Raw genomic sequence first — 13,572 nt, 5'->3', positions numbered from 1 at the left:
GAAAGGCGGCAAGACCGACCGGATTCGAACCGGCGTCCTCCAGCTCGGTGCGTGGGCGCGACGACCTCTGCGCTACGGCCTTGCCGCGGTGATCATAGCCTCATCCGGCCGTTGTTCGTGCACCAGTTCGCATGCCTTCCCTGCCGCGCGCGCCTGCCGAAGGGCGATGGCGCTGACCCGCAGTGTGAACGGCGCGACGGCGTCGGCGGTCGGCGACCGGGCCCGAGCCGACTCCAGCACGACGGTCGTCTTCTCTGCGGCGGGCCGCCCGACCGTAGCCGTCGCCCACGGCTCTGAAGGAGTCGTGCCGCCGGGCGCCGTACGGCGTTCCGTCCGGCGCGCGCGGCCCCATATCACGATGAGCCGCGTGAGACGTCCGGCACAGACGATGTCTCAGCCGCCCCGTACACTCGGCCCCCGTTTGCACACCACATGGGGAAAGGACCCACTCGTGAACCAGCCCTCCGCCGACAGAACCGCGGATACGGCCGACGCCCCGATCTACTCGAGCCTCATCCGGGAACTCGGCGACATCCCCGCACAGGTGCGCCGGACGGCCGAGCAGACCATGGAAGAGGTCGACCGTGCCGTCGACTTCAGCTCCGCGGGCGGATCCCTCGCATAGGCCGCCGGCCGAGTCACCCGGGGGGCGCACAGAAGCCTGCGGCGGCGCGCTCGGCACCGCCGCAGCGGAGCACCACGGCTCGCCCGCCGGCTAGGTCTGACCCGCCCGGCCGGGCTGGGCCCCGGCAGGCGTCGCCGCACGCAGGGCCGCGGCGATGCGCGGCACATCGGCGTCGGCCGTACGCCAGTTGCTGAACGCCGCGCGCAGCGCGGGAGTGCCGGCATAGACCGTGGGTGTCATGAACACCTCCTGGCGGCAGGCGTCGGCGAGCGCGGCAAGACGCTCCGGGGTGGGGTCCTCCGTCAGGGTGAAGCAGACGACGTTGAGACGCACGGGGGCCAGCAGGCGCAGCCCGGGCATCGCTTCTACGGTCTCTCCCAGGGCGCGTGCCAGGCCCATGCACCGCTCGACGATCTCCCGGTGCCCCTCGCGTCCGTAGGCGGCCAGCGTGAACCAGGCCGCCAGCGCGCGCAGCCTGCGGGAGTTGTCCGGCGTGAGGTGGACGAGGTCGGGCGTTCCGGCCGCCGACGAAAGGTAGGCGGCCGAGTTGCGGAAGACACGCGCCTGCAGATCCGGGCGGCGGGTGAACTGCACCGCGCTGTCGTAGGGCACATTGAGCCACTTGTGCAGGTCGACGCAGACCGAGTCGGCGGTGTCCAGACCCTCGACCAGCGCGGCATGCCCCGCAGAGAGGGCCGCGAACGCGCCGAACGCGGCGTCCGCGTGCAGCCAGAACCGGTATCGCCGCTTCAGCGCCGCAACGGCGCGCAGATCGTCGAAGTCGCCGGTGTTGACCGTGCCGGCGTTGGCCACCACGACGCACGGCCCGTCCGCGGCGGCGAGCTCCCGCTCCAGGGCCGCCGGATCGACCGCCTCGCGGCCGGGCAGCGCGGCGACGGGCACCAGACAGCCCCGGCCCAGCCCCAGCGTCGCCAACGCCTTCGGGATGCTGGAATGCGCGCCGGCGGACAGCACCCGGACCGGCCCGAGAGCCGCCGCCCCGGCCTCGGCCACCTCGACCCCCTTCTGCTCCCCGAGCCATTCGCGGGCCACGGCCAGACCGACGGTATTGGACAGGGTCGCTCCGCTGACGAACGCGCCGGAGTGTCCTTGTCCGAGACCGAGCAGCTCACGCAGCCAGCCGACGGTCTGCCGCTCCAGTTCCTGTCCCGCGCCGTCCAGGGACGTGACGGAGTTCTGGTCCCACAGCGCGGTCAGCCAGTCGCCGGCCAGGGCGGCCGGAGTGGCGCCCCCGGTGACGAACCCCAGATAGCGCGGTCCCGCACTGGCCGAGAGCGCCGGCTCCCACCGCTCGGCGAAGGCCTCCAGCGCCCCCGCCAGCCCTGGACCGCGGTCCGGCAGCGGCCCCGCCTCCGGCGGCGGGGCCGACGGGAGAACCGCCCGTTCATCCAGCTCGTCGAGGATTCGGGCGGCGTGCAGCCGCACGCTCTCCAGCAGGCTGCCGAGACGGTCGCGATCATGGGCGAGCTGAGGATGCACGGGCGCACTCCGTTCGTGGCGGTCGACCCGAAACTAAACGCCCGCGGCAAGGAGCCTCCATGGCCAATCCCGGGCGGCTGGCCCCGGATCGGCCGGCGCGCGGCACACCTCAGCCGCCCGCGTCCGGTGCGGCACACCTCAGCCGCCCGCGTCCGCTTCCCGGGGGCGCCGGTGAGTGACCCGGATCTTCGACTGCCCGTGCGGCAGCCGCTCCCAGTCGTCCTGGAATCGCGCGGCGAGTCCATGCCGCTCCGCCAGCCGGATCAGCGTCTCCGTGCGGTAGTAGAAGTCCTCATGCAGCACCTGGTGCTCGGCCCCCTCCGTGCGGTCGAAGGTGAAGTCGAACTTCCCCCCGGGGGCCAGAATGCGTCCGACGTGCGCGAGGCACTCGTCGACGACCCCCAGGGGCGAGTGCGAGAACACACTGTGCGCGTGCACCACCGTGAACCACGCGTCGGGGAGGAAGTCGAACGTCAGGTCCTGCACCGGCGTCAGATACGGCATCCTGCCCTGCAGTCCGTACCGGACCACGGTCTTCTTCGCCTCGACGAGGATGTCGGGCGAGATGTCGACCCCGTAGTAGTGGCCGGGTTCCAGATGCTCGATGAAGCGCCACCCGGCCCGCAGATTGCCGCAGCCGATCTCCAGCATCCGGTCCCGCGGCGTCAGCCCGTGCCCGACGAGATAGTCGAACTGCATCCGGCCGATCTCCAGCCACCGTGCATGCGACGGCGAGCCGCCGACCGCGGCCTCGGGGCTCCTGGCCGTGTCCGACGCCATCACCGCACGGTAGTAGCCCACATGGTTCCCGCGGTGCCGGACGCGCAGCAGACCGTCGCGCCCCGCCCGCCGCAGGTACGGCAGCACTCGCCCGGGATGGCCCAGGGCGTAGCGCAGTTTGTGCCGCAGGCTGGAACGGTTCGCCGACAGGCGTGAGGCGGCGTTGTGCGGCATGACGGTCTCCCGGTCGTCGTCCACGCATCGGCGTCCGGCGTGACGGTCCGGGGACCCGCTGCGGGGTTTCCGGCACTCCGCCCCGCCGCAACGTGACGATCACCGATCGTAGCCAGACGAGACCGCCCCGCCGCCCCGGACACACCGTCCGGGCACCTGGGCGCGCTATCTGTGTCTGCCGTGGCCGGGCGCCGTCCCCCGGCGCAGCAGCCAGACGCCGAACGCCAGGATCAGGGTCAGCGCGACTCCGCTGAGGAAGGCGCCGAGCGTGCTGATCGTCACCACGTCGTTGCCGAACAGGGTGACCGTGTAGTCGGGGCCGCCGTCGAGGTTGTACGCGATCAGGAGCCCGATGAACGCGGCGGCGGCTGCGACGAGCAGGATTCCCAGAAGGGCCATGTCATCACCTCGTTCTCTGGGCTCCAACGACGGGTAGCCGGGTTTCAGCCCTCCAAACACGGTCCCGCGTCGGCCGCGCCCGGCCAGTCGCCCCGCCGCATCACATCCAGCACGAGCGCTGCGATGTTCCAGGCGTCGTCCACGCCGCTGTGATGGCGTCCCGCCAGGGGCAGGCCCGCCACCTGCAGCGCGCGGGCCATGCCCGGCCGCTTTCTGAGCCCGTGCGAACGGGTGAACTCGGCCTTGGCGTTGATGTGCCGCTGTGAGAACGGGTAGCGCGCGTTCCCGCGTTCGCACTGGAGGGCGAACTGCTTGCGGTCGTAGTCGCCCCAACTCGCCCAGGCGCGAGATCCGGCCCGCTGCTCCCGTGCGAGGATGGCGCAGGCCTCGGCGAAGGTCACGCCGGTGTCCACCTCGGACTGGGTGAGTCCGGTCAGTTCCGTGCAGAACCCGCTGACCCGGGACCTGTCCGGGCGCACCAGGATCCGCCGCCTGGCCACGCGCTCACCGGCGACCGTGTCGACGACGCAGAGCCCGATCTCGATGATCTCGCTCATCTGTCCCGGCGGCGGCCGGCCCTCCCAGCAGGTGGCCTCCACGTCGACCACGTTGAGCAGGCGTCCGAACTCCTCTTCCATGGCCGCAGACCCTAGAGGCCCGCGGCCGGGATCTCATCCTGATTTGCCCGCGGCGGACTCCGCCCCGCGCCGGCGCGGGGCGCCGGGGCCCCGGCCCAGCCCACTCCGGGGCTCGGCCGACGGCGTCCGGCGTCAGACGCCGATGGGCACGCGCAGCACCTGTCCGGGGAAGATCAGATCCGGATCGCTGATCTGCGACGGATTCGCCCGGACGATCCGCTGGTAGAGCGTCGGGTCGCCGTAGTGCAGCGCGGAGATCGCCGAGAGCGTCTCCCCGCGCGCCACCGTGTGCTCCCGGTATCCGATGTAGCCGGGCACGATGCGCGGGCCGTAGAGAACCGGGACGGTCACCGTGTTGATCTCGCTGCCGTCCTCGGCGCTGATCTCGAAGACCTGCACCAGCAGCCGGTCCAGCCGGAACGAAGCGCCGCCGACGTCCGCCTGGAGCTGGAACTGCCCGTGCTCTCCGGACCCGCCGCCGACCATGAAGTGTCCGGTGACCTCGTCATGTCCGTCACCGATCCGGTAGTTGAGCGTGGCCTCGAATCCGACGCCGACGCCCGCCGCCAGGACTGGGTTGCCGACCAGGTCCAACTCACGCGGCTGGTCGATGCGGATGGTCACGAAGCCTCCCCTGCCGACGTATCCGACGTACCCTCACTGTCCGCCCGGGGCGCGGCCCCGGTCAACCGTTTCGCCGGACCCGGCGGGCCCCTGCCGTCCGGAAACCGGCTCCGAGCGCCGTCGCGCCCCTGTACATCGCACGCGTCGAGTGCTGCCATGTACACGACATCGCATGCTGCGTCAGAACGTCGAGGAGGACGGCATGAACCCCAAGTCCCTGTTCTTACGCCTGCCCATGGCGGCCGCCGGCGCCATGGCCCTGCTCGGCCTCGCCCTGGGGCCGGCATCGGCCGCCGGAACCGCCCTCAACCTGGACTGCCGGGCCACCCCGCCGGTCGGCTCGGCGCAGACGTTCGACCTCGGCGCAGGAGTCGACGCCACCGCGCCGGACACCGTCCCGTCCGGCCACGCCTTCACCGTGGCCCTGGCCACCGACCCGATGACCGTGCCCACCTCCGTCAGCGGCTACACGGTCAAATCGATCAAGGACATCACCCTCAGGGCGCCGATCCCCGCCCACGCGACGCTCACCGGCACACATCTCTCCGGCGGGTCCGGCATCGGCTCCGGGACCCCGGAAGTGACCGTCGACTCGGACGAGATCGTGATGACGGTCCCCGGCCCGATCAGCGGCGGCCGCACCTTCACCCTCCCTGTGCTGACGCTGGATCTGACGGCCGGCGCAGCCGGCAACACCGTCGAGACCCGCCTCTCGGGCACCGGCTACGACAGCCCCGGCCTCACGTTCACCGCCCGCGTGCCCGTCGTCTTCGTCACCGTCAGCGTGCCGACGGCGTGCTACCCCTCACCGAACCCCGTCCTCAGCTCCACGGCCATCGACTGACCCCCCGCGGACCGGCGGGACCCGCCCGCCGGTCCGTGTGTCGGCGGCGCCCCATACGATGACCGGCCATGAGCACGAGCGAGTCCGGCAGACCCCTGGTCGACGGGCGTTTCGAACTGATCTCCCGACTGGGCAGCGGCGGCATGGGCACCGTCTGGCGGGCCCGTGACATCGCCCTGGACCGCGAAGTGGCGCTCAAGGAGGTCCGCCCGCCCGATCCCGCCCTCGAGGAGGCCACGCCGGGCCTCGCCGCCCAGGTGCGGGAACGCGCCGTGCGCGAGGCCAAGGCGCTGGCACGGCTGTCGAATCCCCACGTGGTGACGATCCACCACATCGTCGACCCCTCCGACGGCACGCACCCCTGGATCGTGATGGAACTGGTCGAGGGGCGCTCGGTGTACGACCGGCTCGCGCAGGGCCCGATGCCCGTGCACGAGACGACCAGACTCGGCCTCGAAGTGCTCTCCGCCCTGTGCGCCGCCCACCGCGCCGGAATCCAGCACCGCGACGTCAAGCCCGCGAACGTGCTGCTGCGGCCCGACGGCAGCGCCGTGCTCACCGACTTCGGCATCGCCGTACTGCGCGAGTCGACCTCCCGCCTCACCTCCACCGGGGACCTGATCGGCTCCCCGGAGTACATCGCACCCGAGCGGGTGCGCGGCGAGGAGGGCAACCCCGCCTCCGACCTGTGGTCGCTGGGCATGCTGCTGTACGTGGCGGCCGAGGGACGCCATCCACTGCGCCGGGCCACCAGCCTGGCGACCGTGATGGCGGTCCTGGAGGACCCGATCCCCGCTCCGGCCAGGTCCGGCGCACTGACGCCCGTCCTGACGCGGCTGCTGGTCCGCGACCCCGCACAGCGCCCCGACGCGGCGCAGCTGGAGCAGCTCCTGCGCACCGCGCACGAGACCGCGTCCGACGCGGCCGAGCTGCAGGACACCGCGCCGGGCAGGACGCAGCCGTCCTCCCGCCCCCCGGCTGCCGCGCAACCGCCGCCCGCCGCCACGCCTTCGTATGCCGCCTGGAGCCGGCCCGGGCACCCGCCCGGGACGCCGGCCGCCGCCCCCCGCACCACCCCGGCCCAGGGGACGTTCGGCCCGCCCGCGCCTGCACCAGCACCCGCGCCTGCACCAGCACCCGCGCCTGCACCAGCACCCGCGCCTGCACCAGCACCCGCGCCTGCACCAGCGCCCGCGCCTGCACCCGCGCCTGCGCCTGCGCCTGCGCCTGCACCAGTGCCAGCGGCCCCGGGGGCCGTCCCCCGGCCGCCGCGCCGCAGCGGCGTCGTCGTGCCCCTCGTGCTGGCCGCGGCGCTCACGGCCGGAGGGGCCGGACTGTTCTACGCCCTGCCCGGCGACGGCACGCGCGACAGGACGAAGGCCGCGGGGGCCTCCGCCTCCCCGACGCCCGACGCGAAGCGCAGCGGCGCCCCCACCGGCCCTGCGACTGCCGCCGCCGGCTCTCCGAAGTCGGACGCGGACAGCACTGCGCCCCGGCCCCAGGGCAGCCTGCTCACGCCGGAGAACACCCGCACGGTCATCGAGGCCTTCCGCGAAGCGAGCGGCGTGGCCGAGTTCCGCGAGCTGATCGTCTACGAGGACTACGCCGTCGCCTCGATCCTCACGAAGGCGGGGGCGAAGACCTACGACAAGTACGAGTTCCGCGGCGGCGTCGCCCGGCGCACCGGCCCCGGCGGCACCATCGACCGCGATGAGGCCGACGAGCAGCCCTTTGAACCCGGCGCGATGAACTGGGACGGCCTCCCCGGGCTGATCGCACGCGGTGAGCGGGAACTCAACGTGGAGAACCCGACGATGCGGTACGCGATGGTCGACCGCTGGACCTTCAACTCCGACCGCCCCACCCTGCGCTTCTACCTCATCAACGAGTACAGCGCGGTCGGCTATCTCGCCGCCGACGCCGACGGAAAGGTGGTGGAGAGCTACCCTGCGGACTGACGCCGGGGCGTCGAGTACGGATCAGGAGGTGACGACGTAGCAGGTGTACGCACCGCTGACGGACGTCTTTGACTTCCCGACGCCCACGGAGTAGACCACTTCCGTCGGTCCGGTGGACATGAACGACCCCTTCGGACGGCCGTCGCGCAGCCACTCCTCCGGCGCCCGGGCGTACGCGCGTCCGCACTCCTCCTCCGCGTAGTCGCCCCCGTTGTCCACCTCCTTCCTTCCCGGGAACGTCCGGTCCACCGACGTCTGAGCGAACACCCGCAGGTCATGGGGCTGAGCACAGTCGACGGGCCGCACGACCGCGATGGTGTCGAGCCCCGCGGAGTCCGCAGGTCAGGCCGGTAGTGCGGCGATCCGGTCGATCGGCGACGCCCCCCCCGCCGGGCCGTAGACGGACGGTGCGCCCGCGAAGCAAGCGATCTAGACTGAGCAGCACATCCATATCCCTGCAAAGGGGGACAGAAAATGTCCAAGCGTGGAAACAAGCGGCGCGCCCGCAAGGGAAAGAAGGCCAACCACGGCAAGCGCCCCAACGCCTGATCGGCCGATGAGCGGGTGACCGCGCCGGCGCTCAGCCGTGGAGTCCGGCGGGCTCGCCGAGACGCCGCGCGGCAGTGCGCCAGGCAGCGGTGACCGCCCGGTGGGCGGCCGCGGTCGCGGCCGGCACGTCGTCGGGGAGTCGCAGCGGCGCGCCGAGGTGGACATGGAGACGGGGCCGCCGCACCGGAGCGGTGACGAGTCCGGCGATCTGCTTGAGGCCGCTGCCGGACGTGATCCGCCGGGCGCCGGCCTGGCCGAGAGGGACGATCTGCGTCCCGGCCGCGGCCGCGAGCCTGGCCGGTCCGCTGCGGAACGCCTCGGGAGCGGCCTCGGCGGCGTCTCTGCGGCTCGGGAGGCGGCCCTCGCCGTAGACGAGCACATGCCGCCCGGCGGCGAGAGCGCTCGCCGCGGCGTCCAGCGCCTCGGCGGCCCGGCTGGTCCTGCGGTGCACGGGCACATGCCCCTCACGGGTCAGCAGCGCCCGCAGCACGGGAATGCGCCACAGCCCCGCCGTGGCGAGGACGACCGGCTCGATGCCCACCCGGCGCAGGGCGGCCAGGACGACGCCGGGGTCGGTCAGGGATGTGTGGTTGGCGACGATGACCGTTCCCGGACCGGGCGCCGCCCGGTAGTCGGAGCTGACGGTCAGCCGCCCCAGTGCGGGGACGGCGGTGGCGGCGATACGGCTGAGCATGGCGGACCCCGGAGATCGGCGACGTGGTGATCCATATCGTCGCGGCAGACGGCGGGTTCGGCCTGAGTGCGCGTACTCACCTCGTACCGGCTTCCGCGCGGGGCGCTGTCAGACCCCGCCCCTACGCTGCAGGGCATGTCAACGATGGCGGAATTCGAACGTTTGGCGCGTGCCCATGACATGGCCGGCATCGAGTCGGCCCGCAGCGAGGTGGGCCCCGACCATGTGCCCCAGCTGGCCGGGCTCTACTGGACGCTGCCGGACTGGATCTCCAGGGTGCTGGTGGCCGACCTCCTCGCGGGCCGGAGCCACCCTGCGGCGGACGAGGTGCTGCGGGACGTGCTGCGCGCTCCGCTGACCGGACACTGGAAGGACGACTGGATCGACATAGTGAAGATCGGGGCTCTCGGCCACCTGGACGAGGAGCACGCGGATCGGCAGTCCCGCTACTTCAGCGACCGGGAGGCCCTGCACCGCGCCGTGGAGGAGACGCTCGCCCGGCTCGGGCTCAGCCTCGACGCGCAGCCGCAGCCGCAGCCGCAGCCGGAGGCCGGACTGCCCGCTGCGGCGCACCCGCTGCCGGAGGACCCCGAAGCCGCGCTGGCAGAAGCCGCGAAGACCGGCCGACTGGAGGACGTCCGGCGACTCCTGGCCGGAGGGGTGAGCCCGCACATCACGCACGACTCAGACCCGTTGCTGCTCGTCGCGCTCAGAAGCGGCCAGGCCGCGGTCGCTCTCGCGCTGCTCCAGGCAGGGGCCGACGCAAAGGCCCGCCGTGCGACCGGAGGCCAGTCGGCACTGGGGTGGGCCGCCTTCTTCGGCTGCACCGACGTGGTCGAGGACCTCCTCCGCCGCGGCGCTCCGGTGAACGCCGTAGACCAGTACGGGCAGCCGCCGTTGTCCAACGCCGCCGCCAACGGGCATGCGGAGACGGTGCGGGCGCTCCTCCGGGCCGGTGCGGACCCGCTGGCACAGTGGAACAGCGCCCCGGTGGTGCTCGCGGACGGCACCGAGACCGTCACACGCCGGTGCGTGCTCCAATCGGCCGTACGGGGCGGCCGGGTGGAGATCGTCGACCTGCTGCTCGCCGCGGGCGCCCAGCGCGACGCCGACGCGGCCCTGCAGACCGCCTGTGTGGAGGGCTCCGCCGCCGTCGTCCGCAGGCTGCTCGCCGCCGGCGCCGATGCGGGCGGCACGGGATCCGGCCCCACACCGCTGATGAGGGCGGCCGGCCGAGGGCTGACGGCGATGGTGCGGGCCCTGCTCGAGGCCGGCGCCGATCCGACCGCGGTCCGCGGCGGCCGCACTGCGCAGCAGTACGCCAAGGGCGCACGGGCGGAGCAGATCCGCGCGCTGCTCGCAACGGCACGCCCCTCCGCGCCGGGCGACGGAGCGTCACCGACGGGCGTGGGTGGGCACTGACCCCCGCCGAATCGCGTTCACCAGTCCGGCCACGAGTTCCGCCCGCTCGGCCATGGCGCCGACCACCAGGTACTCGTGGTCGGCGTGGGCGCCGCCCCCGACCGCTCCCAGGCCGTCGAGCGTCGGCACCCCCAGAGCGGCCGTGAAGTTGCCGTCGCTGCCGCCGCCGACCGCCTTGCCCCCGATGCCGGGCAGGAGTCGCCGTGCCGCCGCGAAGAGCCCGGCCGATGCCGACTCGGGCATCGGGGGCCGGCCGACGGCTCCCTCGACGGCGACCTCCGCGTCGTCGAGATGCGGGGCCAGCGACGCGAAGGCGGACTCGACGCGCTCCTTCTCGTCGGCCGACTCGACCCGGACGTCGACGACGACCGTCGCCTCCGCTGGAACGACGTTGTCCAGAGTTCCCGCAGAGGCGACCGTCGGCGTGACGGTCGTGCCAGCGTCGGGGCGGGCCAGCGCCGCGATGTCCAACACCTGATGCGCCGCCTCGATCAGGGCGTTGACCCCGGCTGCGGGCTCCAGGCCCGCGTGCGACGCCCGGCCCGCGACGGTCACGCGGAACGTCCCGCAGCCTTTGCGGCCGGTCTTCAGCGCTCCGCCGTCAGCGGCCCCCTCGCACACCAGCACAGCGCCGCAGGCGAGGGCCCGTTCCTCGATGAGGGCCCGTGAGGATCGGGAGCCGACCTCCTCGTCGGCGGTCACCAGGATCTCGACGCCCGACCGGTCGTCGAGGGCCGCCACACCGTGAACGGCCTGGACCAGACCGCCGAGCATGTCGAAGACCCCGGGGCCGGTCGCATGCCCGTCCTCGACCGTGAACGGACGGCGTTCCAGGGTGCCGAGGGGGAAAACGGTGTCATGGTGACCGAGGATCAGCACTTTGGGATCGCCGCCGGCCGACCAGTGGACGTGCGGCCCGGCCTCGCTCTCCACGAGGACGGCCTGCCCGCCGAGGCGGCTCTCCATGACGGCGGCGACGGCTTTGGCCGATGCCGTCAGAGCGTCGAGTTCCCGCGAGGGAGACTCGATCTCCACCAGCGTCCTGAGGTCCTCGAGCATCGCGTCGACGCTCACGGCGACGGCCGTGTCCATGGTCATGCCGCAACCGTACCGGCCTGCCGCGGCGGAGCCCGGTCAGTCGAGGACCGCGATGGCCTCCACCTCCACCAGGTGGTCGGGTACGTCCAGTGCCGCGACGCCCAGCAGCGTGGCCGGCGGCACCGGGGTCACGCCCAGCTTCGCGACCGCCCGGGTGATCCCCTCCATCAGCAGAGGCATCTTGTCCGGGGTCCAGTCGACGACGTGGACGTTCAGTTTCGCCACGTCCTCGAAGGAAGCGCCGGCCGCTGCGAGGGCGGTGCCGATGTTGAGGTAGCACTGCTCGACCTGGGCGGCGAGGTCGCCTTTGCCGATCGTGACGCCGTTGGCGCCCCAGGAGACCTGCCCGGCGATGAAGACCAGCTTTGAACCGGTCGCGACCGACACCTGCCGGTATGCGTCGACTTCCGGGAGTCCGCTGGGGTTGATCAGGGTGATGGCCATGCTGTCCGCCTCCGTTGCGATCAGAGTCGCTCTCTTGTGGTTACTCGGAAACCGTAGGAGAGTGAACGCTGACATGGAAGAACGCACTTTTCAGTGACTGGGGAACCCAATGGTGACCAAGCAGTTCAGCGGCTCGCCCGACGACGCGGACCTGATGCGCGCGGACTCGCTGGCGCGGGAGATCTTCTCGGACGTCGCCAACAAGTGGGCGCTCCTGATCATCGAGTTCCTCGGTGAGCGCACCCTGCGCTTCAGCGAACTGCGGAACGAGATCGGGGGCATCAGCCACAAGATGCTCACCCAGAACCTGCGCATGCTGGAGCGCAACGGCCTCGTCGGGCGAACCGTGCACCCCACCGTGCCGCCACGGGTCGAGTACACCCTCACCGAGCCGGGCCGGGCGCTGCGGGCGACGATCGACGGGCTGTGCGACTGGACCCACCGCTACCTGGGCCACATCGAGGCCTCCCGCAGCCGCTTCGACGACTGACGGGCAGACCGCCCGCCCCTTGAGGGGACGGTGAATGAACGGCCGGCCCGAGGAGAGCGCCCGATCCCGCCCGGCCGGACCGCCGGACGGGATCGCGCGCTCTCAGCCGGCGAGCATCGCCGCCAGCACCGAGCGCCAGTCTTCGCCCGGCCGCTCCACCAGCTCCTCGGCCAGGGCCTCGGCCCGGTAGCGCCAGCGCTGGCGGAACGGCGAGGAGGCGGGGTCCGCCGCGGGGACGACGCGGCCCGCGCCCCCCAGCAGCCGGGCCAGCTCGGTCGCCGCCTCCGCCCAGCTCACATGGCCGCCGATGGCGTTGACCACTCCGTGCGCCGGGGTCTCCGCGCAGGTGACCAGGGTGCGGGCCAGGGCGGCGGCATGCACCCATGGAGTCCCGTACCAGCCGCCCTGCGGAAGCGGGATCGGCTCGCCCGCCCGCGCCGCCTGGAACAGCTCACCGGTCGCACCCCAGCGCAGCTGGTCACGCAGCCGGTCGTGCGCGCCCCACACCACGGGCGCCCGCACGGAGCTCGCACCGCCGCGCCCCCCTGCGCCCGCCGCCTGGGCCAGCATCCGCTCGCAGTCCAGCTTCCCCCTGCCGTACGGGCTCAGCGGCTCCTGCGACACGGCGCCCTCGGCGACCTCCTCGACCGTCGGCCGTCCGTATGCGTCGATGCTGCTGACGAAGACGAAGTTCCCCCGCCGCCAGCCGTCGAGGAGCGCCTGCATCGCGGCGCGGTCCACATCCGGAGCGGTGAAGGTGCAGGCGGCGTGGATGATTCCTGCGGTGCCCTCGGCGGCCGCGCGCAGGCTGTCGGGGTCGGCTAGATCGCCCTCCACCACCTCGACCCCCTCGGCCGCGACCAGGTGCGCCGACTCCGGGCGGGCCAGCGCGCGCACCGGGCGGCCTCGCGCGGCCAGCTCCTTCATCACGAACGCCCCGACGCCGCCGGTGCCTCCGGTGACCAGGACCGCGCCGCCAGGGCGTGCGGCGGCCCGCCGTGTCGGCGCGGGCGCCGTGGCCGTGGCCGTGCCCGTGGCCGTGCGCTGTCGTGCCCGCTGGTCCAGCAGCGCCGCCAGCGCACGGGGCGTGCGGTGCTCCATCACATCCAGGCCGGTCAGCGGCAGCCGCAGTCGCTCACGCAGCGTCTCGGCGAGCCGGACGGCCAGCAGGGAGTGCCCGCCGAGGACGAAGAAGTCCCCGTCGGGGCCCGTCCGCTCGCCCAGCAGCTCGCCGAAGACCGCCTGCACCGCGGCCGTCCGCCCGCCGTCCGGCCGCGCGGCCGGGTCCGCCGCCCCGGCCGGACCGGGCTGCCGGGCCTGCCCGGCCCGCCCG

16 protein-coding genes and 1 pseudogene are annotated in these 13,572 nt (G+C 73.0%); 6 read left to right on the top strand and 11 right to left on the bottom strand.

The features are described from left to right. Nucleotides 1–9: 9 nt before the first annotated feature. A pseudogene (locus QCN29_RS27730) lies at nucleotides 10–82 on the bottom strand. A 369-nt stretch (nucleotides 83–451) separates the two neighbouring features. Between QCN29_RS27730 and QCN29_RS27725 the strand changes: the two are divergent. Further along, nucleotides 452–625 carry a hypothetical protein gene (locus QCN29_RS27725; RefSeq protein ID WP_279931586.1) on the top strand — a complete coding sequence of 58 codons (174 nt, stop codon included), beginning with the start codon at nucleotides 452–454 and terminating at the stop codon, nucleotides 623–625. A gap of 90 nt (nucleotides 626–715) precedes the next feature. On the opposite strand, the gene QCN29_RS27720 is transcribed toward QCN29_RS27725, so the two are convergent. The 5 genes from QCN29_RS27720 to QCN29_RS27700 form a co-directional block, all read right to left on the bottom strand. Further along, nucleotides 716–2,125: a pyridoxal phosphate-dependent decarboxylase family protein gene (locus QCN29_RS27720; RefSeq protein ID WP_279931585.1), complete on the bottom strand. Its 1,410-nt coding sequence runs from the start codon at nucleotides 2,123–2,125 to the stop codon at nucleotides 716–718. A 138-nt stretch (nucleotides 2,126–2,263) separates the two neighbouring features. Continuing rightward, nucleotides 2,264–3,079: a class I SAM-dependent methyltransferase gene (locus QCN29_RS27715; RefSeq protein ID WP_279931647.1), complete on the bottom strand. Its 816-nt coding sequence runs from the start codon at nucleotides 3,077–3,079 to the stop codon at nucleotides 2,264–2,266. Nucleotides 3,080–3,244: 165 nt separating this feature from the next. Next, nucleotides 3,245–3,478 (bottom strand): hypothetical protein, encoded by a 234-nt coding sequence (locus tag QCN29_RS27710; protein WP_279931583.1) that lies wholly within the window; start codon nucleotides 3,476–3,478, stop codon nucleotides 3,245–3,247. 44 nt (nucleotides 3,479–3,522) lie between these two features. Then, entirely contained in the window at nucleotides 3,523–4,116 is a 594-nt protein-coding gene (locus tag QCN29_RS27705; RefSeq protein WP_279931582.1) for an exonuclease domain-containing protein, read from the bottom strand. A gap of 132 nt (nucleotides 4,117–4,248) precedes the next feature. Further along, nucleotides 4,249–4,740 carry a Gmad2 immunoglobulin-like domain-containing protein gene (locus tag QCN29_RS27700; RefSeq protein WP_279931581.1) on the bottom strand — a complete coding sequence of 164 codons (492 nt, stop codon included), beginning with the start codon at nucleotides 4,738–4,740 and terminating at the stop codon, nucleotides 4,249–4,251. A gap of 172 nt (nucleotides 4,741–4,912) precedes the next feature. Here QCN29_RS27700 and QCN29_RS27695 point away from each other — a divergent pair, with 172 nt between their 5' ends. Further along, nucleotides 4,913–5,584 (top strand): cyclase, encoded by a 672-nt coding sequence (locus tag QCN29_RS27695; RefSeq protein WP_279931579.1) that lies wholly within the window; start codon nucleotides 4,913–4,915, stop codon nucleotides 5,582–5,584. Between the two features lie 68 nt (nucleotides 5,585–5,652). Continuing rightward, complete coding sequence (locus QCN29_RS27690; RefSeq protein ID WP_279931578.1) at nucleotides 5,653–7,542, top strand: serine/threonine-protein kinase; 1,890 nt, start codon at nucleotides 5,653–5,655, stop codon at nucleotides 7,540–7,542. Nucleotides 7,543–7,563: 21 nt separating this feature from the next. On the opposite strand, the gene QCN29_RS27685 is transcribed toward QCN29_RS27690, so the two are convergent. After that, nucleotides 7,564–7,848 carry a hypothetical protein gene (locus QCN29_RS27685; RefSeq protein WP_279931577.1) on the bottom strand — a complete coding sequence of 95 codons (285 nt, stop codon included), beginning with the start codon at nucleotides 7,846–7,848 and terminating at the stop codon, nucleotides 7,564–7,566. Nucleotides 7,849–8,016: 168 nt separating this feature from the next. Here QCN29_RS27685 and QCN29_RS37205 point away from each other — a divergent pair, with 168 nt between their 5' ends. Next, a complete protein-coding gene (locus QCN29_RS37205) occupies nucleotides 8,017–8,091 on the top strand; it encodes a 50S ribosomal protein bL37 (RefSeq protein WP_099048249.1) in 75 nt (24 codons plus the stop codon). 31 nt (nucleotides 8,092–8,122) lie between these two features. On the opposite strand, the gene QCN29_RS27680 is transcribed toward QCN29_RS37205, so the two are convergent. Beyond that, nucleotides 8,123–8,785 carry a lysophospholipid acyltransferase family protein gene (locus QCN29_RS27680; RefSeq protein WP_279931576.1) on the bottom strand — a complete coding sequence of 221 codons (663 nt, stop codon included), beginning with the start codon at nucleotides 8,783–8,785 and terminating at the stop codon, nucleotides 8,123–8,125. Between the two features lie 135 nt (nucleotides 8,786–8,920). Here QCN29_RS27680 and QCN29_RS27675 point away from each other — a divergent pair, with 135 nt between their 5' ends. Beyond that, the gene (locus tag QCN29_RS27675) at nucleotides 8,921–10,207 is read left to right on the top strand and encodes an ankyrin repeat domain-containing protein (RefSeq protein ID WP_279931574.1); all 1,287 of its coding nucleotides are present in this window, start codon (nucleotides 8,921–8,923) and stop codon (nucleotides 10,205–10,207) included. On the opposite strand, the gene QCN29_RS27670 is transcribed toward QCN29_RS27675, so the two are convergent. Together QCN29_RS27670 and QCN29_RS27665 are read right to left on the bottom strand one after the other, a co-directional pair. After that, on the bottom strand, nucleotides 10,181–11,305 hold the full coding sequence (locus QCN29_RS27670) for a M20 family metallopeptidase (RefSeq protein WP_279931572.1): 1,125 nt from the start codon (nucleotides 11,303–11,305) through the stop codon (nucleotides 10,181–10,183). The two genes, QCN29_RS27675 and QCN29_RS27670, sit on opposite strands and share 27 nt — an antisense overlap. A gap of 36 nt (nucleotides 11,306–11,341) precedes the next feature. Then, nucleotides 11,342–11,749 (bottom strand): RidA family protein, encoded by a 408-nt coding sequence (locus QCN29_RS27665; RefSeq protein WP_279931571.1) that lies wholly within the window; start codon nucleotides 11,747–11,749, stop codon nucleotides 11,342–11,344. Nucleotides 11,750–11,858: 109 nt separating this feature from the next. Between QCN29_RS27665 and QCN29_RS27660 the strand changes: the two genes are divergently transcribed. After that, nucleotides 11,859–12,239: a winged helix-turn-helix transcriptional regulator gene (locus tag QCN29_RS27660; protein WP_279931569.1), complete on the top strand. Its 381-nt coding sequence runs from the start codon at nucleotides 11,859–11,861 to the stop codon at nucleotides 12,237–12,239. 102 nt (nucleotides 12,240–12,341) lie between these two features. Here the strand turns inward: QCN29_RS27660 and QCN29_RS27655 are convergent. Then, the coding region (locus QCN29_RS27655; protein WP_279931568.1) for an NAD-dependent epimerase/dehydratase family protein at nucleotides 12,342–13,572 on the bottom strand (1,231 nt) is incomplete at its 5' end.

The sequence above is a fragment of the Streptomyces chengmaiensis genome (assembly GCF_029846775.1).
Classification (GTDB): domain Bacteria; phylum Actinomycetota; class Actinomycetes; order Streptomycetales; family Streptomycetaceae; genus Streptomyces; species Streptomyces chengmaiensis.
This window is presented reverse-complemented; position numbering and strand designations above follow the sequence as displayed.